At 55.4% G+C, this 20099-nt stretch carries 11 protein-coding genes and 1 pseudogene; all 12 read right to left on the minus strand.

Annotated features, from left to right (window positions below; all coding sequences use genetic code 11):
- Nucleotides 1-223: 223 nt before the first annotated feature.
- Nucleotides 224-1096 carry a hypothetical protein gene (locus EGT51_RS09515; protein WP_135368480.1) on the minus strand — a complete coding sequence of 291 codons (873 nt, stop codon included), beginning with the start codon at nucleotides 1094-1096 and terminating at the stop codon, nucleotides 224-226.
- A 21-nt stretch (nucleotides 1097-1117) separates the two neighbouring features.
- Nucleotides 1118-4321 (minus strand): CapA family protein, encoded by a 3204-nt coding sequence (locus EGT51_RS09520; RefSeq protein WP_135368481.1) that lies wholly within the window; start codon nucleotides 4319-4321, stop codon nucleotides 1118-1120.
- Between the two features lie 198 nt (nucleotides 4322-4519).
- The gene (locus tag EGT51_RS09525) at nucleotides 4520-6364 is read right to left on the minus strand and encodes a hypothetical protein (RefSeq protein ID WP_135368482.1); all 1845 of its coding nucleotides are present in this window, start codon (nucleotides 6362-6364) and stop codon (nucleotides 4520-4522) included.
- Nucleotides 6365-7136: 772 nt separating this feature from the next.
- A complete protein-coding gene (locus EGT51_RS09530) occupies nucleotides 7137-8933 on the minus strand; it encodes a hypothetical protein (protein WP_135368483.1) in 1797 nt (598 codons plus the stop codon).
- On the minus strand, nucleotides 8930-9649 hold the full coding sequence (locus EGT51_RS09535) for a glycosyltransferase family 2 protein (RefSeq protein ID WP_167850184.1): 720 nt from the start codon (nucleotides 9647-9649) through the stop codon (nucleotides 8930-8932). The genes EGT51_RS09530 and EGT51_RS09535 overlap by 4 nt, the downstream gene beginning before the upstream one ends.
- A 2-nt stretch (nucleotides 9650-9651) precedes the next feature.
- A complete protein-coding gene (locus EGT51_RS09540) occupies nucleotides 9652-11292 on the minus strand; it encodes a phosphotransferase (protein WP_135368485.1) in 1641 nt (546 codons plus the stop codon).
- Nucleotides 11289-11684 carry an HAD family hydrolase gene (locus EGT51_RS09545; RefSeq protein ID WP_135368486.1) on the minus strand — a complete coding sequence of 132 codons (396 nt, stop codon included), beginning with the start codon at nucleotides 11682-11684 and terminating at the stop codon, nucleotides 11289-11291. The genes EGT51_RS09540 and EGT51_RS09545 overlap by 4 nt, the downstream gene beginning before the upstream one ends.
- A 623-nt stretch (nucleotides 11685-12307) precedes the next feature.
- Complete coding sequence (locus EGT51_RS09550) at nucleotides 12308-13840, minus strand: glycosyltransferase family 4 protein (protein WP_135368487.1); 1533 nt, start codon at nucleotides 13838-13840, stop codon at nucleotides 12308-12310.
- 14 nt (nucleotides 13841-13854) lie between these two features.
- Nucleotides 13855-15366 carry a glycosyltransferase gene (locus EGT51_RS09555; RefSeq protein WP_135368488.1) on the minus strand — a complete coding sequence of 504 codons (1512 nt, stop codon included), beginning with the start codon at nucleotides 15364-15366 and terminating at the stop codon, nucleotides 13855-13857.
- A gap of 24 nt (nucleotides 15367-15390) precedes the next feature.
- A complete protein-coding gene (locus EGT51_RS09560; protein WP_135368489.1) occupies nucleotides 15391-15594 on the minus strand; it encodes a hypothetical protein in 204 nt (67 codons plus the stop codon).
- 12 nt (nucleotides 15595-15606) lie between these two features.
- Entirely contained in the window at nucleotides 15607-17247 is a 1641-nt protein-coding gene (locus EGT51_RS09565; RefSeq protein ID WP_135368490.1) for a glycosyl transferase family 1, read from the minus strand.
- A gap of 424 nt (nucleotides 17248-17671) precedes the next feature.
- Nucleotides 17672-20099: pseudogene (locus tag EGT51_RS09570) on the minus strand (serine-rich repeat glycoprotein adhesin); the annotation flags it as partial.

Consider the following 20099-nt stretch of genomic DNA (forward strand, 5'->3'; position numbering starts at 1 on the left):
GAACCGCAGAACTCGTCTCAAAGACGTCAATTCCCTAACTCAAATAAATATGCAGCACCCAAAAGGACCTGACTGGTGGATTGAAGTTGACCAGTCAGGTCCTTTTTTGCGCGAACGCCCTTCAACGATGAGTTGCCGTGTGGTTGTTAACCGCTCAAGGAACCGCATTTCCCGAGGAGTTATCGTTGATTCATCCCGATGTTCGCATGCCCAAATAAATGCGCTATTTCGTTGACACCTGACCCGCATGCACGTGAACGACGACCGGGTGTTGTGTGAAGACCCAATCCGCCAATCGTTGCGGGCGTTTCCAGCTCAATGCTGCTAAGGCCAGGGCCGCACCGTCCATTTTCGTGCTGGTGATGCCGTGACGGTTGGCTTTCGGGGCCGCGGCGCCCACGGACCAGTAGCCCATGACCTCCGCACCGATTTTGCCGTGATCAAAGGCGTTGGTCCCTCGCGAACCGCCCGCCAAACTGGGAATGCCCAGGGCGTGGCCAATCTCTCTAATCAAAACGGCCTGTTGCCAATCGGCCTTTTCTGTCGCTAATAGGCCCGACGAGCGCCAGTTTTGCGGGTAGAAAACCATCCCCTGGCGATCATAGGTCTGGCCACCCAGCGACGTGTCCTTCTTAGCTGGTTGGGCATCGTGGATCACCTCGTCGCTGCGTTTCGCCGTATCGACCACCTGGACGATGCGTTGGCCGGCCAGCCGATTCCAGAAGGTCGCTGCCGCGCGAACCTTGGCCGGCGTCATCAGTTTAGAGGTTGTGTACAGCTGTAAGGTCGCGTCCGCTCCCATAAAATTACTGATATTGTCCTGACCCACCCGGTAGTGGTAGGTCGTCGCGGCCTGATCGAGGCTCCAGTTACCGGTGTAGCGCGTGCCATGTGTCAGTGCGGTCAGTTGCCGCATTTGCCGCGCCGAACGCATTTTCTGATTCAACAGGCCGTCTTGGGTGGTGTAGGCTCGCGACCGCTGGTAGTAATGGTTATTGCCAAACATCCCGCGGTACATCCGACTCATCCCCCACATGGCACCGCCAATCAGGAGGGCCAGCCCCAACAAGACGCCGAGCCACTTCACTTTTTTCATGACGCGTTCCCCCCTTGAACACTAAAACGGGATGACCACGGCAGAGATGCTATCCTCGAGCTGGGTCGTCGCAAATTTCGGGCCATCGGTCGCTACGATTTGCGCAAAATCGTCGGCCGACACGAAGTCCGGTTGCCAGAAGGTCCGGCGGTTATCCGCATAGATGGGACACCAGTACAGCCGCCGCTCAGCTAGGTTCAACCGGACAATGGCGGCGTATGGCGGCACATCACGCTTCTTGAATTCACCGTTGTTGTTGAAAACGCCGTTGCCAATGCTGTAGAGCACGGGCGCCGCGCCGATGTAGGTGATGGGCTGCAGCCGGTGTGGGCCGTGGCCGATGATGATGTCGGCCCCCGCCTGAACCAACCGGTGAGCCGTTTCGCGCTGGGCGGGCTTGACGTCGCCGTAATCTGTCCCCCAATGGGCGCTCACTAAGACCAGCGCGCTGGGATGGGCCTGCTTGTAGCGGCGAATGTCTTGTGCCATCAGTGTGTCCAAACAGGCCACCCCCGCCCGATTGGCTCGCGCGTAAAAGTCAAAGAGGTTCTCCGCCGGATTGCGGTACCAGTAGCCGTTAAACAACGCCACCTGCTGGCCGTCGTAGTCCAACGTGACCACACGGCGCGCATCGGTGCGGTCCACCCCGGCCCCCACGGTCGCGATACCAGCATCGTGGAAGGCCGCCAAGGTGTCCGTCAACGCCGCCGGACCGTAGTCGTTGGCATGATTGTTTCCCAGCATGGCCAGGTCAAAGTGGTGCCGTTTGAGTTCCGCTAGCGTCGGCTGCGCTCGGGCGTCCAGTACAAAAGGTTTCACCGCATCCAACGGACTGGCCCCCTGCGCAAAGACCGCCTCGAAATTAAATAAATTGTACGCGGTGGGACTGAAGAACTTACCAATCTTTTCAAACGAATGCCCGTAACCGTATTTCTGTAGCGCATCCGGCTGGCCGCGGTGCTCCCGCCGACGGGTATAATCCTCGCCAAAATAGGTATCGGCCAGCAGATTGATCACGGGCGTTTGCAGGGCCACCGTGGTGTTGGCCGGGGTCAACTGAGCGCTATCCGCCTGGGCATCGACCCAATCGGCCATCAACGCGTCTGTGGTGCTGAGGTGCGGACTGTTGATGAAGGCCACCGCGTGTTTGCCCTGCTGATCTTGGGTGAAGAACAACCCGGACTGTTCCTGCCAGTCGTTGAACAGCGAACCGGCGATCTTGCCAGTCTTAAATAGCTGTGAGCGTTTGTGATAAAAATGCCCGTTTACCATGATCTGTTGTGCACTCAACAGGCTGAAAACACCATTGGGCAAGCGGGTAAAGGCTTCGCCAATTTTTTCCAGGTCCGCCAAGTAGGTGCGTTGGGGTCGTTTGGTCGGCCGGCCCGTGACGTTGGCCACGGTCTGATCCGACAAGCCTAGCTGGGCAGCGTGACGCTGGAGAGCCTGCACAATTTGCCGGCCGTGCCGGCCGTACAGATGCTCAGCCAGGTTGGTGATGACGTCTGGTGCCGAGGCGACAATGGCGATCGTCAGTAGATCAAACACCGTGTACGCGGCCCCCTTGGCCAGGCCCACCTTGTGGCGGCTGTGGTCTTTGGGCATCGGGTTGGTGATGGTCAGTGCATCCGTTAATTGCAGCTTGCCGGCCGCCAGTTCCTCCATAATTTTTAAAATGATCAGGAGCCGACCGACCCCATTGCGACTGTAGGCTTGCGGTTGGGGCTCACCAATGCTCATGGCAAAGGCGCTGGCCGGCGTGGCCTCATAGTCCAGATTGGCCATCAGGTTATCGGCGATGCGGTCGATGGAGCTGTTACGACTATCGCCCTTGATGAAGATGACTAGGTCCTGGTCCGCCGTCTGGGCAATCGCTCGGGTCACCGCCCGGGGCGTGGTAAAGTAGCCGCCATAGCTGGTAAAGTCCGCGGCCGGAATGACCCAGTCCATCTCGGGTCCATAGGTGTAAAACTGATCGAAGTTGGCCTGATTCAGGAGTTGGGTCACTTCCGTATGGGTCTTGACCGAAATCTTGCGCAGGTTGATCACCCGGCCCTCGATAAAGAGCTTCTTGGTGTGGGGTGCCACCTGGTAGTGCTGGGCATAGTGAATAAAGTTCTTGATCGACAACAGTTCTGCGTTGTGGGTATCGTCCACGATGGTGATCTGATGACCATTAGCAACAAAGTGGTGGACCTTGCGGGTGCTGGTCTGCGCACATTTTTCACTAAAGTCCAGCAAGATGGCGGGCGTCAGTTGCCCACCCAACAGGTGGTAGGCGGCTAAGGCCCCCACCATGTCGCTGACCATGCCTTCATCCAGCCCCGTGGCGTCAAGCTGACCCAGCCGAATGCCGCGGTGGACCAGCGTTAATTGGCCATGGGCGTCGAGTTGGCCAGCGTAGTCGCTGTCTGGTGTCAGCCCGTACGTGACCAAGTTTTGCGTGTAACGATGCACAAAATCAGTGACCTCACCCAGATTGTGAATGGCCGAGTTGACCAAAAATGGCGCCCCCGGCTTTAAACTGGCGCCCATCCGGGTCTTGACGTCCGCCGTCAAGCGAGCGTCCCATCCTTTTTGCCCAGCATCGACCTGGGTCAAGACGGCCAGGTCAAAGGCAATCAGCGCGGCAATGCCGATCCGATCCTGACCGGGTTCTTGGTAGTTAAGGGCCATGGCGGCCAGCTCCAAGACGTTGTATTGACTCTGCTCAACGTTGAGCGCCTGAATCTTTCCGCTGGTCCGCGAATTGTGATTGCCCACGGAACTCACGGTCGGCCCCAGGTGTTGGAGGAGATAGGCGATCAAAGTCTTGGTCGTGCTCTTGCCCACCGATCCGGTCACGCCAATGTTCTTGCCTCGATAAGCCGGTTGGATCACGCGCACCAATTTTTCCATCGCCTGATAGGCGTCGGGTACCTGCAGCTGGGGGACCGAACTCGTGGGCACGGGCCGCTCGACGATGGCCATCTTGAGGTAATCTTGCAAGGCCGCCACTCGGTCGTGATTGTCCTTAAATGTGTGCAAATACACGCCCGAGTTGCCCGACCCGTGTTGCCAGTGCTCTAGTGACATCGCGAACAATAGGTTATTGGCGCCAATGTCGCGGCGAATCTCCCCGCCGTAGAGCCCGTAATGCTGGATGGTCGCCGTTTCATCTTGCGGGGCAACGACCCATTTGCCACCCACAATCTCTTGTATCTGTTGCATCGTCAGCTGTGCCACGTGAATCCCTCCAAATCAAATCTTTTCTTAAAAATAATATTGATGAAACCAGGCGCCTGCGTCAGCCAGGGTTCCACCTGCTATGGGGAGCGCCTCCAGCCTGAGGAGCGGTCTTCCGGCTCGCTTGAAAGCCTGGCAAAGCCCGTCAGTCTCTCAAGTCGTCCCGCGCTGTAGGTTGAGAAAAAACCTCAGCCAACACTAGATCAACTGCCAAGAAATCCCATAGCGATAGGCGTACTCGTAATTCCGGTAACGCCCGTTAAATAGCGGTTCCAGTTGCAACCAGTACTTCGCGTCGTGGGTGACCTCCAGGGCCATTTCGATGACGCGCTGCCGGGCTGACGTTTGCTTGGTACCCTGCCGCTCGGCAATGGCCTGATCAAAGAATTCGATCAGCGCCGCAGAATCGGTGACGATTGCTTGAAATGCCGCAAACTTGCCCGGTAAAAATCGTTTAAACACAAATTTCACTTGCGCGGTCGCCGTCGCTGGAATCTGCTGGTGATGTTCGACCAAGTACAGATAACGGGCCAGGCAATAGGCCGCAATCTCCGCATTCATGCGGCCGTGGCGGACGTGAAAGCTGGCAAAGAAATCGTTGATGCGTAACACTTCGGCCGTCGTCGGCCCATCCAAGAAGCCCTGCCGCAACAGGCGTGTCACGGTCAGAATGCTGAAGCGGTTATCCGTTCGCGCGCTGCTCATCAGGTAAGCCGCGGCGTTTTCCGGGGCGATGTTGTGGTCACGCCAGTAGCGGTAGAGCACGCGATTGGCACTGGTGCTTTCGGCTAGCTGTTGCCACAGCGCGTCTTGGTCCGCCGCGCTGATGCCAGGCAACTGGTAGCGCAACGACTGGGCATAAGTCGGCGATTGCGGCTGCAGGTCCCCTTGCTGGATGCGCAACCAGGCGTGGGGTGAAAATTTTCGATTGGCCGCAAACGTCTTTAGTTCCGTCAACTCCGCGTCCGTGATCCGGTCCAACGTTGCCGGTGAGAGCGCCGCCATGGCCGCCAACACATGCTTGGTCGCCGCGTCTTGTACCGCCGGCTGCGGGGTTGGCTGAGCCGATTTGCGTTGCCACCAATGCCGATTAACCGGTGTTGGCGTCACCGTCTGGGACATGAAGGCCGTTAGAATCTCTTGGGAGTTCAAGGTCACGCCCAAGGCATCGTGCACCAGGTGCTTGCCTTGCCCAGAGTGAAAAAGGTCGGCAAATTCGATGGGCAACGTCACCGGTCCTAATTTCGTCGGATCCGGCAAGCTGCCGATGCGAAAATGTAGGGCCAACAAGCCGAAGTAGGCCGCGTAGACGCGCTCGAAAAATTTCGGAAACACCGTGCCACCGTTCGTGGTATAGGTCTTCAGATCCGCCAGCAACGGGTAGAAATCAATGACACGGTAATAGTCGCGGATGACCGGATAGTCCCGGATGAACGGGTAAATGAAAAATTGAATGTTGGCGACCAGCCCGCGCGTGAAGGTGAAATCAGAAATGTCAAAGTTCACCAGCTTGCGGACGTCACGGCTGTACCCCATGAACGCGAAATCCGTGAATTGTAGGATGCGTCCCGTCCGTGCCTTGAAGATGGCGATTTGATGGTCGAACACCCGCGGCAATTGAGTTATCCCCGTGGCTTGAGCTCGGTCGCTCACCAATGGCAACGGGTCCGGCTCAGCCAGCATGGCGATCAGTTTTTTGGTCGCCGGCAATGCCCGGTCCGTGCGCGTCTTCAAGACGATGGCCTCCGGTGGGATCCGGTCCAACGCCGCTTGCATCTGCTTGGCCTGACGCCAATAATTCACGGAGTTGGCTTGCATATTGCCCACCAGCCCCTCATTGGTTGGCGACTGGATGACGTCCACGTTGTTTAGGGCCAGGTGCATTTGTAAATCCCCTAGCCCGTCAAATTCATGGACCCACGTGCTGACCACGATGCCCTGAATGATGCCTTTTTCCCGGCAACGCAAGAGGTAATCCATGATCAGACTAAAATCCACTTGGTCGCGGATGGTGCCACACACCATCGCCCAAACCGTACGCATACAACCGCCTCCCATTCTCTTTAAATAACTTCTGAAGGTTGAAAAACAAAAATCAGCTGGAACTAGTGTTAGCATGCGACTCATAGCGTCAAAAATTGTCGTTTTCAGCCACATAATTTGAACTGGTCGCCTACCGTTCGCCAAATATGGGTTGGAACGCTGGGGCGGACGGGCCGAGCCAAAGGACGGTCTCGACGCCTCGCTTTGAGCCGAAAGTCGCGTCTCAAAGACGCCAGTTGTCTAAGCGGCATGAACCGCGCCGCTAAGACAACTCCCACGGCTGAACCCATATTTGGCGAACTCTCGGCTACGGTAGTGCGTGTTAATAACAGTTGCCTTAGCCCCAGGTGGTAGCTACATTGACGACTAGTCTTTAATTAAACACAGTGTTGCTAATAGACGTCAACTTGCCGGAGGCAGCCAGGGTGGAGCCAGCTGTGTCGGCGGTGTTGGCTGAGGTCCTTTCTCAGCCTACAGCGCGGGACGACTTGAGAGACTGGTGGTCTTTGCCAGGCTTTCAAGCGAGGCGGAAGACCGCCCCTCAGGCTGGAGCCGTTCCCCAGAGCAGGCGGAACCCTGGCTGACGCAGGCGCCCGGTCTCACCAATTGTAGGTGTCAAAACACCGCTGTTACGGCAATCAGCGTGTTAATTTCACTTTCAACCTTCAGATAACTTGTTACTGCCCGCCTACCGCGGGATTGACAAACTAGCGCCTACAGCCAGTCAACGCATCAGGTAGCCTGCTACCATCGCAGGCAATGGTCTTCCTTATCAATCTTGAACCAGCAATCCCTGTTCAACGGCGTAATCGTAAGCCTGCCGATTCAATGGTTCGTCGGCGGTGAACAAGGGTTGGAGCTGTTGCCAATAGCGGCGTTGGCCCGTGAGTTCTAGGGCTAGCTCGATCAACCGGCGGCGTACGACTGATTGGTGGTCGGCCGTAGCCTGCTGGATATCCTGGTCCAGAACCGTTGTCAACTGGTCGATTGGCTGGGTCAACGCCCGTTTGAGTGCCTCACTTTTGGTCGGCGTGAGGTACCGCCGCAGGCAATAGTCGACCTGTTGCATCAATTCTGCTGGCAGCGCCAGACCCTGCTGGTGGAGGTACATCACCCGATTCAAGACGTAACCCGCGACGTGCACGTTGCCGCCACCGTGTTGCCGGACCAATTTGGCCTGGGTGTTGGCGACGCGTAACAACTCGGCAGTCTCGTGTGCATTTAAATACCCCCGCCGCAGGAGTCGCGACATCATCAGGATGCTGCGGGCCTGGCCGTTCTTGGCACCGCTGGCTAAAAAGGCGGCCGCATGGCTCGGCGCCACCGCGTGCGTCACGACAAATCGTAACAGTGCCTGGTCAAGATTGGCCGTCGTCGTACACGTTTGCCACAACTCGGCCTGTTCCGCAGCCATTAAGCCGGGAAACGGGTAGGCCAATGACTGGTCGTAAGTCGGCGGTTGCGTCGTGAGCACGGCTGGCTGCGCTTGCACCCAAGGAACGGTTGAAAAATCCTGCCGCTGGGCAAATTGTTGCAGGTCCGCTACTTCACTGGGCGTGGCCCGCTCAAATAGCTGCGGATCCACTGACCGTAGCAACCGTAAGACCCGCCGCGTCGACTCGTCGACCTGCCAAGTTGGCTGATCCACGAAGGCCGCGACCACCTCACTGCTGTTGATCATCGTGCCCAAACGATGGCCGGCCAGGTGGTGCTGGTGACTTTCGTGAAAGAAATCCGCTAAGTTAATGGGCGTCATCACGGCACCCAAACGTTCCGGCTGGCCCGGCACAATCCGAAAATGCGTCGCCAAGATACCCAGGTAAACCGCGTAGAAGCGCTGCAGAAATTCCGGAAAGTCCGTTCCCCCGCCGCGCGTGTACCGGTCCAACTCGGGAATCAATTTTTCAAACCGGATGCGCCGCTCGTAGTCCGTCACGATGGGATAGTCCCGGACAAAGGCGTTGATAAAGAAGAGCATGTTGGCGTTGAGATACCGGTTGAAGGTCATTTCCGGTACCGCAAAGCTCAGCAATTTCCGCAGATCCGCGCTGTAGCCCATGAACGCAAAGTCCGCAAACTGAAAGACCCGGTTGGTGCGGGGGTGAAACGCCGCAATTTGATGACCCAAAACGGCCGGGAAATGTGCGAGGCGGTGCTGGCGTTTGGCCTGGGCCACGGTCGGTAACGGGGTGGGCGTGGCCAACAAGGCCAGCAATCGACGGGTTGCCGGCAAGGCCCGGTCCGTGCGCGTCTTGAGTACGATGGCATCGGCCGGAATCACGGCCAGTGCCCGTTGCAATTGGGTGGCCTGCCGCCAGTAATTGACGGCGTTGGTCTGGATGTTGCCCACCATCTCGTCGATGGGCGGCGTCTCAATGATGACCACCCCGTTGGCCTGCAGCTGGGCTTTCAACGGCGAATCCGACGTAAATTCGCCCTGCCAAGTCGACAAGACGACGCCCTGCAACTGACCCGCCGCTCGCGCCTGGAGCAGCAAGTCCACGATCAGTCGCACGTCCAACTCGTCGCGAATCGCGCCACAAACGGCCGCCCATACCGGTGTTTTCATGATGGCTCAGCCTCCTTGAACACCTGCAATTCCGCCGGTGTCCCCAACACGTGGACCGTCGCCACCGGAATATCCTTGATGGTCACGTGCGCGTGATTTTGTAAAAAGTAGTGATAAAACGGGGCCACGTAAGTCTCGCCGTACTCGGCAATCACCGCCGGCGCGAAGTCGTGGTACAACTGCAGGAAGTCTTGGGCTCGCTTGAAGTAATAGAAGCCCACGGACGCATGGTCGGAGACCCGCCGCTTTTCCACGACATCCACGACGCGTCCCTGATCATCGACCTGCGCGAAGGACCAATGATCTCCCGGTGCCGTGAAGGTCGTCAGGTGTCCGTCGGCCTGCGCAAAGTCACTCGGCAAGATCTGCCCCGGTTCCACGTAGGTGTCAATGTTATAAATCGCCAGGCTATCCGTCGGGTCCAAGACCGCTTGCGCCGCCATTACCGTGGAGCCCTGGCCGGCCGTGAGCTGATCGACTTCTACCAGCTGGTAATCACGAATGCCGGCTTGCGCAATCAACCGGTTTAAATTGGCGCGTTGATACCGACCTTGACGAACCACAAAGATGAATTTTTCAGTCGTAAATGCCGCCAAGGAGCGCATCGCCCACTCAAAGAGGGTCTTGCCCCGCACGACGATCTCGTGTTTGGGGACCGTGACCCCGACTTGCTTGAAGCGCGACCCCTGGCCAGCCATCGTAATCACAATTTGCACGCTCATCCCTCCGTAACGCTGGCCATGAACGGGGCAAAGGTGGTGACCCCCACCGCCAACATGGCTTTTTGTCGTTCTGGTTTATCTTTGTGTAGCGGAATCATGCTGAGGAACAACAATGATTCAATCAATTGAATCTGCCGATAAACGGTCGGCCCCAGTTGCATTTGCAGTTGTTGAGCAAACAGGTCACCAATGGCAGCCTCGTTACCGGTCACCGTCAAGGCGTAGTCCAACCGCCCCGTAGTGTCCGCATCGACGGTAAACATGTCGGCGATGATGCAGTCGTATTTGCCGACGAAGCTGTGCATCAGCTTGGCATAGTCGTACTTGGCATCGCCGTAGATGTCGAATTTACCAAATTTACCGCGCGGATCGATCAGCCGCATGACGTGCTTGGTGTGGTCGTACAAAATGTTGGTCATGCAAAAGTCCCCGTGGATCACGGTCAACGTCTCCCCTGCCAACACACCGCTGCGGTCCAACACCGTTGGCAAGGCAGCGATAATGGCGTTGATGCTGGGATACGTGGTGCCGTTGATCACCAGTGACTGATCCGCAATGGCCGCGTAAAAGTCGTCCTCATCGATCAGCCGATGCAGCCGGTCAACGGTCTTATCCAGGTACATGGCGCGCACGGTCTGCCGATACGTTTCCGGCGTGACACGGACCTGGTACTGAGCCATTTCGCTGCGTAAGAAGACCAGTTCGTCAATGATTTCTCGCCAGAAGCCCAACTCGAAGTTACCGTACAAAAATAGGTTGTGTAGGCTTTCATAGGAGAAATATTCCATTTCCACAAACGGTGCGTTGTAGTTGAGCGAGTAATCAAAGATGCGCGGCGCAATGTAGGCCAGTCGCTTGGGTAGCTTCAAATACCACTGGACCTCGCCCAAAAATTTGTCCACGTCCGTGCTTTCCTTGCGAATGATGCCCCGCTTGAAATCGATCTTCGTCTGGTTAAAGAAGCGCGCCTCCACCTGCTTGGCCTCCACGTACTTGTCGCTGTGGCCAAAGTCCAGCCACTGCGTCGTGTCCGCCAGTTTCAGCGGATAGTGAGCATCGTAGACTTTCAAATTCTCGTAAAATGACTTGGCTCCCTGCCACAAGCGCGCTAGGTCCGCGCCAGCACTGAAGTTAAACACCCCCACGGCCGCGGTAAAGGCCGCTTGGTCGGCCGTCGCCACCTTATCCGTGAAGGTCACCCGGTGTGTCGCATCAACCGTCACGGTGGTCCACCGCCCGGCATCCGTGACCTGATGCGTGAAAATGGTGTCACCTTGCGTGAGATTTTCTGCTTCAATCAGGGTGTCGCCAAAGACGATGGTCAGCTCGGCCACCGCCGTTTGTTCCTGGAGTTGGGCCAAGGACTGGGCGACCGCCTCGCTGAGCGTTAATCCGCTAGCAACCTTGAGTGGTGTCACCGGCAAGTGCTTTTGGGTCACATAGCTGACGACCGAGTCGTCGCTGGCGCTGACCGCCACGAACAATTGATAGTCTAACGGTTGGTACTGCTGGACCACCCGATCAATGATCCGCTGGCCGTCTTGGACCGGGATCATCGCCGGATAAATCGTCCCAAAGGTCGTTTGCATGTCATCCGCAATTTCCGCGGCAGACAGTAATAACACAGTCTTCGTCAATGCACGTCACGCTCCTTTGCGACCAGTTCGGCGATCTCCGCTTCGCTGTGAGCCAAGAACTCACTCGGCCGAATCGCGCGGTCGTCGACGTAATACCCACCCCGACCGGCCCACGGCTTGCCAAAAATAATTTCATCGTAGGGCACCTGATATTTGGCCAACCACTCAGCCGTGATGGGTGCCGTAAACTTGTTGATCTTGCCCAAATTCCCCGCGTACGTCCGCATCTGCCGCGAGGTAAACAAGATAATGTGGTAGCCTGCCGCCTGATACTCCCGCAAACGGGCAATCACACTAGCCTTGGGCGCCACGTCCAAGTAGGTCTGCTCCGCCGTCTTCAAGTCACACAGTGTGCCATCAATATCCACCACAAGACTCGTCGTCTGGTCCATGGTCATTCCCCCCAATTCACTTTGTCGAAACCTGTCTAAACCTTCCAATTGGCTGACCCGAACCGTCCGCTTTGACCACCCACGAGTCACTAGAGATGCCTTGAAATGCTGCGGGCGGACGGGCCGAACCATGTTACAATCTCAACACCCGTTTTGAGCTGAGAACCCTGTCTCAAAGACGTCAGTTTCCTGAGTGCTATGACCCTACCCGTGCCGCTAACAGTTGAACTCATCTCTAACAGATCCTCTGCTACCGTAGCGGTCGCCAAGAACTGTCGGCATGTCAGTTGTTTGCGACAGCCACCAACGTTACTGATCTCGGTTTAACGCTAAGGTATCCTGACCTCGCCGTCTATGCCGGAGGAGGCCAGGGGTGTAGCCAGCTGTGTCGACGGTGTTGGCCGAGGTTTTGTCTCGGCCTACAGCGTGGGGCGACTTTGGAGACTGGTGGGATTTACCAGGCTTCAAAGCGAATCGGAAGCCCGCTTCTCAGGCTGGAGATGTCCCCCATAGCAGGCGGAACCCCTGGCAGCCGCAGGCAATTGGTTTGCCTAACGTAGCCCTCAGTGTTCCCACTCATCTCTAGTGAACGGTAAAGCGGCCAGCCACCGCCAATTTACCGATCACACTTCAACCTGAGGCTGGCTGAGGTTTTGGAAATAGTCCAGAAGCACCCGCCACTGTTCAAAGACTGCCTGTTCAGAATAACGCTTGGCATTCTCATAGGCGGCGTCGCTGTATGCAGCCAATCGCTTTTGATCCTGCAGCATCTGAATCATCGTGTCGGCCAAGCCCTGGACATCCCCGTCCGTGGTCAACCGGCCACTCACGCCGTCGTCAATGATGTCGCTGGGCCCATATTTCACGTCGTTGGCCACCATTGGCAACCCGTGCGACTGCGCCTCTAGCAGCATTAAGGAGAAGCCTTCCGCACGACTCGGCAACAGGCCCAGTTGCGCCCGATCATACACGGCGCCGATGTCGTGGGTGTAGCCCTTGAAGCTGATCACGTCGCTTAGACCCAGGTCTGCGGCCTCTTGCTTAAACTTCTTTCCGATATCTCCGTTGGCATATCCCCAGAATTCCAGCCGCGCATCCGGAAACTGTTGGTGCACCTGCGCGAAGGCTTCGATGGAATGGTTCTGCTGCTTTTCTGGTGCCAGCCGTGCCACGTGGACGATCAGGTCCTTTTGCCGGTGGCTGAAGGCTTGATGTGGGGCCGCAATCTGCGCGTCCGTGACGTAGCCCACCGGAATCGTGAAGGCCGGGATGTCCTTACCGAAGCGATCCTCAATGTCTTGGGACTGCTCTGGTGTGGACGAAATCACGGCATCCCACTCATGCCAGTTGGTCAAGGCATTTTGATAATTGTTGTTGAGCGGTGAATGAATCATATCGCTGGGATCGGCCACGTGGTCGTTGTGTAGGTGTAAGACCTTGAAGGCCGGTGTGTGCATGTGAAAGAGCGCCCAATCACATTCCACCGTCCGGTCACAAATGAAGACGTTGTGCTCGCCGTTATCGTTGAGCTCATCATAGAAGAACCGCGTCAAGGCGTTCATCCCGGTAAAGACCCAATCCCGGCCACGATAGTTCAGGACCCGCCAGCTGACGTGCTCCTTACCCGCGCGGTCCAGCAAGTGACATTTTTCCAAATGGACCAGGCCGTCGGGGCCAAAATATTGTTCTTGAACGATTTTGCCGTCCCAGTCAAAGAGTTGCTCGAGGCATTTAAACCCGCGCACATCCCACCAGGCCATCTTGAGCGTCCGTCCGGTCACGTCAAAGTACTGGATATTGCTGATCTCATCGGTCCCTGGCCGCAGGTAAATGATCAGCTGCATTTTCCCCTGGGCAAAGACCTGAACCTGATCATCCTTGCGCGATTGCGTGGTGTCGCTGGGCAAGGACAGGTCATTTAACGCAAACCGGCGCGTCGGCACGTCCCCACTGCCACAGAAGAATTGAAAGAGATTCACGAACCCCGTGGTCGGGATGCCCGCCTGTTGCACAATCGCAGACAACTCCATGGAAAAGATGCGCGTCACGATTTTAGCCGGCACACCGTTTTGATTGAAGAGGTGCAGCCGGTTGATTTCCGCATGCTCGATGCCGGACTTGGAATATTGTAAATTGTCATTTAAAAAGTAATACATAGCACTGCTCCCTCCTAAGCCTGTACGAACCGTTGCCAGCGGTTCCAAACTTTGCGTCGCGTCCAGTTCTGGTGAGCGACATCGTAGGCGGCCTGACTCATCTTGATCAACTGGGCATCATCCGTAAAGAGCGTTCGGACCTTGTCGGCCATGGCCAAGGCGTTGCCGCGGTCGATCACGTAACCAGTCTGACCGTCCTTGATGAAGGCTTGCGGCCCGTAGTTGAACGGGTAGCTGACCACTGGAATGCCGTGACCCATGGCTTCGGGCATAGCCAGTGGCGCCCCGTCGGCTGTGGCCATGTTGACCAGTACCTGGTAGTGATCATACTGGTCGGCTAGCTGGGCGTCGTAGTCTTTAAAGGTCACGCTGGTCGTCAATCGGAGTTCCTTGACCAGGTCCGTCATCTGCGTCAGGTAGTCCGCACTACCGTAACCAAACAGGTCAAACGTCGCGTCAGGGACTTGGTCCTTGACCAGTGCAAACATCCGCAAGAGCTGCTCGATCTGCTTGTCGGCCGCGATTCGGCCCACGTACAAGAGACTGTGAGCCCGGCGTTGCTCGGGCGTCACCAGCGTCGTCTTAGTGGCTGGCAACAGCGTCACGGCTGGAATCGCCGCGATCTTGGCTTGCGGGTACCGTTGCCGCAAGTGGTCCGCTTGTTGTTCGGTGGCCGTGATGAAGCCATCGAAATGGTTGAAATGTTCAAAGGCCGGCGCCAAGAAGCCATCCAGCGTGCCGTGGACCGGGTCGTTGGGGTCAACGGCGTGGTTGATCGGCAGGTAGACGTATTTCCGAGAATGATCATTCAAGGCCAACAGTGGCTTGACGCCAGTCCCCGGTCGGTCGCTGATAAAGGTCGTGGTCGTATCGTCTTGATTGCTGAGTTCGCCTAAGAAGAAGGTGAAGAGGTCGTCGGTATTTTGGAAGAATAGGTCGCCGCGGCCGTGATAATCTTTCACAATAATCCGGGAGGCGAGCGGCTGCCCATTGGTGTCCGGGACAAAATACTGTTCCATGGCAATCTTCCCGCTTGGCGTGTAGTAGCGTTCGAGAATCAATTTGCCATTTTGACCGAAATACTGGGTGGCGGACTTGAAGCCCCGCCAGTCCCACAGATTGGTCTCAATCACGTTGCCCAAGCCGTCGAAGAATTCCTGGTAGAAGACGCGCCCCACGGTGCCGGGAATAAACCCGACATTACTGGTCGACCGGTCCCCCTCGGCGACTTGACTGAAGTTCGCGCCAACGGTGACTTCCGAGGCTAGTGGCAACTTGAGGTCGTCGGTATGCATGACTTTAATTGGCAGGGGGACCGTGGCCTCCTGGAAGAAATCAAACATGTTAACGATTTCATTGTCGGTCAGTCCAAAGGTACCAATTGTTTGGTGGAGCAAACGGTCATAGGTCTTGGTCACAATCTTGGCCGGTTGCTTGTAGTGATTGAACAACTTCACGCGGTTCATTGCGGTGTGCTCCACGCTCGAATTTTTTTGTAGGATATATTCATTAATAAAATAGAACATCGTGACACTCCAATCTCTTCGTGATTACTGTTCCCACGGGTATTTGCCATTCTTGTCCTTCTTGGTCTCGCGCATCATTTTCTTGGTCCGTTCGTCCATGCGCTTGCGGGTCTTTTCCTTATTACGCCACCGCACGACCAAGACCAGCACGCCGACCACCACATAGATCAGCATGCGAATGGCAAATTGAATCTTCTTGTATGCCAGTACGGTTGTTAAAACTGCCATGGCGGCCTCCTCTCAGTAGACGTAGTTGTAATAGTTGATGAGTCCGGATAAGAAGTGTTCACAGTCATCGATCCGGGTCCGAAAATGGTCGTGCCGGGCAAAGAAGCCACCGACAAACTTGCTGGGGGCGTAGAAGTACATCGCCAGTTCCGGTTGAAACGCCCCCGTCGCCAACTCGTGTAAGGCGCGGTAATGCCAGGCACGGCGTAACCGCTGCACGTCATATTGCTCAAGTAGGTCGTCGTTACCGGTGCGTTTGATCATATCCGTCATCTTGACCGCCGCATCGAGCAATTCCAGTAGTGTTGGGTACGCCGTGTCGCGCTTTTCAATGAAGTCCAGGTGGTTGAACACGTTCTTCAACCCCAGACGCATGTAGTCGCGATTGTCGGTGAAAATCAACATGGCCTCATTGACTGCATAGGCGATCCAGTGGTCGTGGTAGCGGCCATAGTCGTGCGCCACCATGAAGTCCAGCGACTGCTGCATCATATCCAAGACGCGGTCGTCGTGGATCAATTCGTACAGCCGCGCCATCGCAAAGGTGATTTCCCCTTCGTAGTAAATAATTCGGAAAGCATCCTTGACCGTCAAATCAGGATTCAAGACGTGGTTGAAGCGCCCAGAAGGTTGACGAAAGGCAATGATGCCGTTGAACGCCTGCTGCGCCCGGTCCATGAAGGCCTCATCCTTACTGACTTCTTGGTACTTGCACAACGCTAAGATCAGCATGGCCTGGGCCCCCAATTTGACTTCTGGATCCTTATTCTTTGGCCGCTCAATCACAAACAAGGCGTCATTGACGTGAATCGTCAGGTGTTCCAGCCCCCAAGTCAACGCCTGCTTGGCACGTGGCAGATCATCCCAATTGTCCGTATACGCAATCGCTTCCAACAAGGCGTAAATCGACGAGAAATGCCGCACACTGTTGTAACTACTCAACACCCGCTGTTCCGCCGGATAATAACCATAGACGAACTGTCCCGTCTCTTTAATTTGCCGGGCTAAAAAGGCTTCACCCAGCGACAAATAGTCCCGTAACTCTTGTCGAGGCGCAACTAATCGCCGTGTACCGCGCTCACCAGCGGCTGATTCATCCAGCGGCCAGATTTGGGTCCCATCGGAGAAAATACCAGCGGTCGTAAATGTCCAAATATTCTGGGCAGCTGCCAAATCATCCGGTTGTTCGCCGTTGCGTCGCGTCAAGTACTTGGTAATCTGTGGGTAGTCAATCCACGAGGATGACGGATTTTTTCCAATCCGGTGATCCTTGCCCGGCTTGAAGAAAGCGTGACCATTAATTTCCATTTCCAATAGCGCCGTCTTAAAGTCTTGATCAAAGCTCACCCCATCGCGCCAGTAGTTCATTCGCGTCATCGCTGCCAAGGATTTCTTGACCGCAGCTGCCGATCGCCGCTGGATGGCTTGGACAATCTCAATGCGAACCCAAGCATCTTGGGGTGCTGCGGCCAACGTCTCACTCACCTGTTGCCAAGCCTGATTGAAACTGTCGCCGCGGTAGAAATGAACGGCTGCACGTTTCTTACGATTCGACACGGAAACGGCCAGCGTGCTCTCCCCTGTCGATCGATCGGTAAGATCCCCCAGGTCAATGACCGCTTCCTTGAATTTTTTAATGATCGTTCTTTTCATCGGCAGGAACCTCCAAAGTTAGTCTATTTTCGTGATAATCACGTTATCATCGTCTCAATTGGTTTATTCTTTACATAAGTTTATGTTAACACAATTTTACCATACGTACTAATTTTTTCATTTGATTTTGATAATAATTTGATAACGATATTCCCATAACATAATTAGGCGACCACCTCAGCCATGATGTCCCGTCATCATAGGGCTTGTTTAGTGAAACTACTAAGTGATTTTTAGCGATTTGAATGCTTGATTTACAAACAAACCGGGTTAACCGTTTCATCATACCACATTGGCTTAATTGAAGCTTAAGCCAGCCTTAACTATCCATTTTTGCAAATATGTGTGGTTTATTTTTGGCAGTAAAAAAGCACGTCAACATTTCTGTCAACGTGCTTTTTCACTTACTGGTTGCTGCCAGGTATTAATCACCGTCGTTCTTCCGCCGTTTACTATCGAAGAACCACCAGGAGCCGCCACCTACAGCCGCCAGGGCTGCCAGGATCGTTCCCCAAAGTGTTGCGTGATTATCAGCTTGTGCCTTATCCGTCGCCGTTGCTGAATCACCATCACTGGCGGTATCCGCAGCGCCGCTCGTCGTTGTATCGGCCTTCGCCTTATCCTTAGTTGCGTGATCATTAGCTGACTTGTCATCAGCCGGCTGATCAGTTGCCGCAGTGTCTGCCGCATCGCTAATCGTCGCCGGTGCACTCGCAGTCAAATCAACTACTGGCGTCGTTGCCGCTGACCGCGTGGTGTTGCTCAATGGTGTTGCGGTTGCTGCCGCAGACCCAGTCGCCACATTCGTACCCGCGGCTGATGTGCCATTTCCAGTTGTCGTGCCAGCATTGGATCCGGAATCGCCGGTCGTTCCTGTTCCAGAACCAGCCGAGCCACTCCCTGAACCATTTCCGCTGCCATTGCCTGATCCGGAACCAGAACCGGAGCCGCCGCCTGTGTTAGTGTCACTGTCGCCATCCGAGTTACCATCACCTTCTGATCCAGAGTTACTATCCGAATCACTATCGGAGTCTGAGTCGGTGTCACTGTCGGAATCGGTATCACTATCCGCGTCGGAGTCCGTATCTGAATCTGTGTCACTGTCTGAATCACTGTCTGTGTCTGAATCAGAATCCGTGTCACTATCGGAGTCGCTGTCAGAATCCGTGTCGGAGTCTGAGTCGCTATCCGAGTCTGTATCACTGTCAGAATCAGAGTCACTATCGGAATCCGAGTCGCTGTCAGAGTCCGTGTCGGAGTCTGAGTCGCTATCCGTATCAGCATCTGAATCACTGTCTGAGTCAGTATCGCTATCTGCGTCGGAGTCACTGTCTGCGTCGCTATCGCTATCTGAATCCGCGTCACCGTCAGAGTCCGAATCAGAATCAGAGTCAGTATCGGAGTCACTATCTGTATCACTGTCCGTATCACTGTCAGTGTCTGAGTCAGCGTCAGAATCGGAATCCGTGTCAGAGTCGCTGTCGGAGTCGGAGTCCGTGTCAGAGTCCGTGTCAGAGTCTGAGTCACTATCCGAATCGGTATCTGTATCGGAGTCGGTATCAGAGTCACTGTCGGAGTCGGAGTCGGAGTCCGTGTCAGAGTCTGAGTCACTATCCGAATCGGTATCTGTATCGGAGTCGGTATCAGAGTCACTGTCGGAGTCACTGTCGGAGTCACTATCCGAATCGGTATCTGTATCTGTGTCGGAATCGCTATCAGAATCGGTGTCACTGTCTGTGTCTGAATCCGTGTCGCTGTCGGAATCTGAATCACTGTCGGTATCAGAGTCAGAGTCGGAATCGGCATCCGAGTCACTGTCGGAGTCCGAATCGCTGTCACTATCCGCGTCGGAGTCACTATCACTATCGGAATCGCTGTCGGAATCTGAGTCCGTGTCACTGTCGGAGTCACTATCCGAATCAGTATCAGAGTCGGCGTCACCATCAGAATCCGCATCACTGTCAGAATCTGAATCGCTGTCCGAGTCAGAGTCGCTATCTGCGTCGGAGTCGGAATCAGTATCAGAATCCGAGTCTGTATCGCTGTCGGAATCTGAGTCCGTATCACTATCTGAGTCGCTGTCAGTGTCAGAGTCACTATCTGAATCGGTATCAGAGTCAGCGTCGGAGTCCGAATCCGAGTCGGAGTCCGCGTCACTGTCGGAATCTGAGTCACTATCCGAGTCTGTATCACTATCGGAATCGGAATCCGAGTCACTATCTGTGTCAGAATCACTGTCAGAGTCGCTATCCGAGTCCGAATCACTATCCGAATCTGAGTCAGAGTCCGAATCCGTGTCGCTATCGGAATCGGAGTCCGTGTCAGAGTCTGAGTCACTGTCTGAATCGCTATCTGAATCAGAATCACTGTCGGCATCGGAGTCCGTATCGCTGTCTGAATCGGTGTCACTGTCTGAGTCCGTGTCACTATCGGTATCAGAATCACTGTCGGTATCAGAGTCAGAGTCTGCGTCACCATCCGAATCAGAATCGGCATCCGCATCACCGTCAGAGTCCGTATCACTATCGGAATCACTGTCAGTATCTGAGTCGCTGTCTGAATCCGCGTCAGAATCGGTATCACTATCTGCGTCGGAATCGGTATCGCTGTCGGAGTCGCTATCTGAGTCTGCATCACTGTCAGTATCTGAATCGGAATCACTGTCGGTGTCTGAGTCGCTGTCAGTGTCGGAGTCCGTATCACTGTCGGAATCTGAGTCCGAATCCGAGTCACTATCCGCATCTGAATCGGCATCGCTGTCAGAATCGGTATCAGAATCGGAGTCTGCATCTGAGTCAGTGTCGGAATCAGAGTCACTGTCTGAATCCGTATCACTGTCTGAGTCCGTATCA

The organism is Levilactobacillus suantsaiihabitans, from assembly GCF_004745505.1.
Taxonomy (GTDB): domain Bacteria; phylum Bacillota; class Bacilli; order Lactobacillales; family Lactobacillaceae; genus Levilactobacillus; species Levilactobacillus suantsaiihabitans.

Bases quoted from the DNA above. Each gene is read 5' to 3' on its own strand.
- EGT51_RS09515 (WP_135368480.1), bottom strand. From the start codon at position 1,096: ATGAAAAAAGTGAAGTGGCTCGGCGTCTTGTTGGGGCTGGCCCTCCTG.
- EGT51_RS09525 (WP_135368482.1), bottom strand. From the start codon at position 6,364: ATGCGTACGGTTTGGGCGATGGTGTGTGGCACCATCCGCGACCAAGTG.
- EGT51_RS09530 (WP_135368483.1), bottom strand. From the start codon at position 8,933: ATGAAAACACCGGTATGGGCGGCCGTTTGTGGCGCGATTCGCGACGAG.
- EGT51_RS09545 (WP_135368486.1), bottom strand. From the start codon at position 11,684: ATGGACCAGACGACGAGTCTTGTGGTGGATATTGATGGCACACTGTGT.
- EGT51_RS09550 (WP_135368487.1), bottom strand. From the start codon at position 13,840: ATGTATTACTTTTTAAATGACAATTTACAATATTCCAAGTCCGGCATC.
- EGT51_RS09555 (WP_135368488.1), bottom strand. From the start codon at position 15,366: ATGTTCTATTTTATTAATGAATATATCCTACAAAAAAATTCGAGCGTG.
- EGT51_RS09560 (WP_135368489.1), bottom strand. From the start codon at position 15,594: ATGGCAGTTTTAACAACCGTACTGGCATACAAGAAGATTCAATTTGCC.
- EGT51_RS09565 (WP_135368490.1), bottom strand. From the start codon at position 17,247: ATGAAAAGAACGATCATTAAAAAATTCAAGGAAGCGGTCATTGACCTG.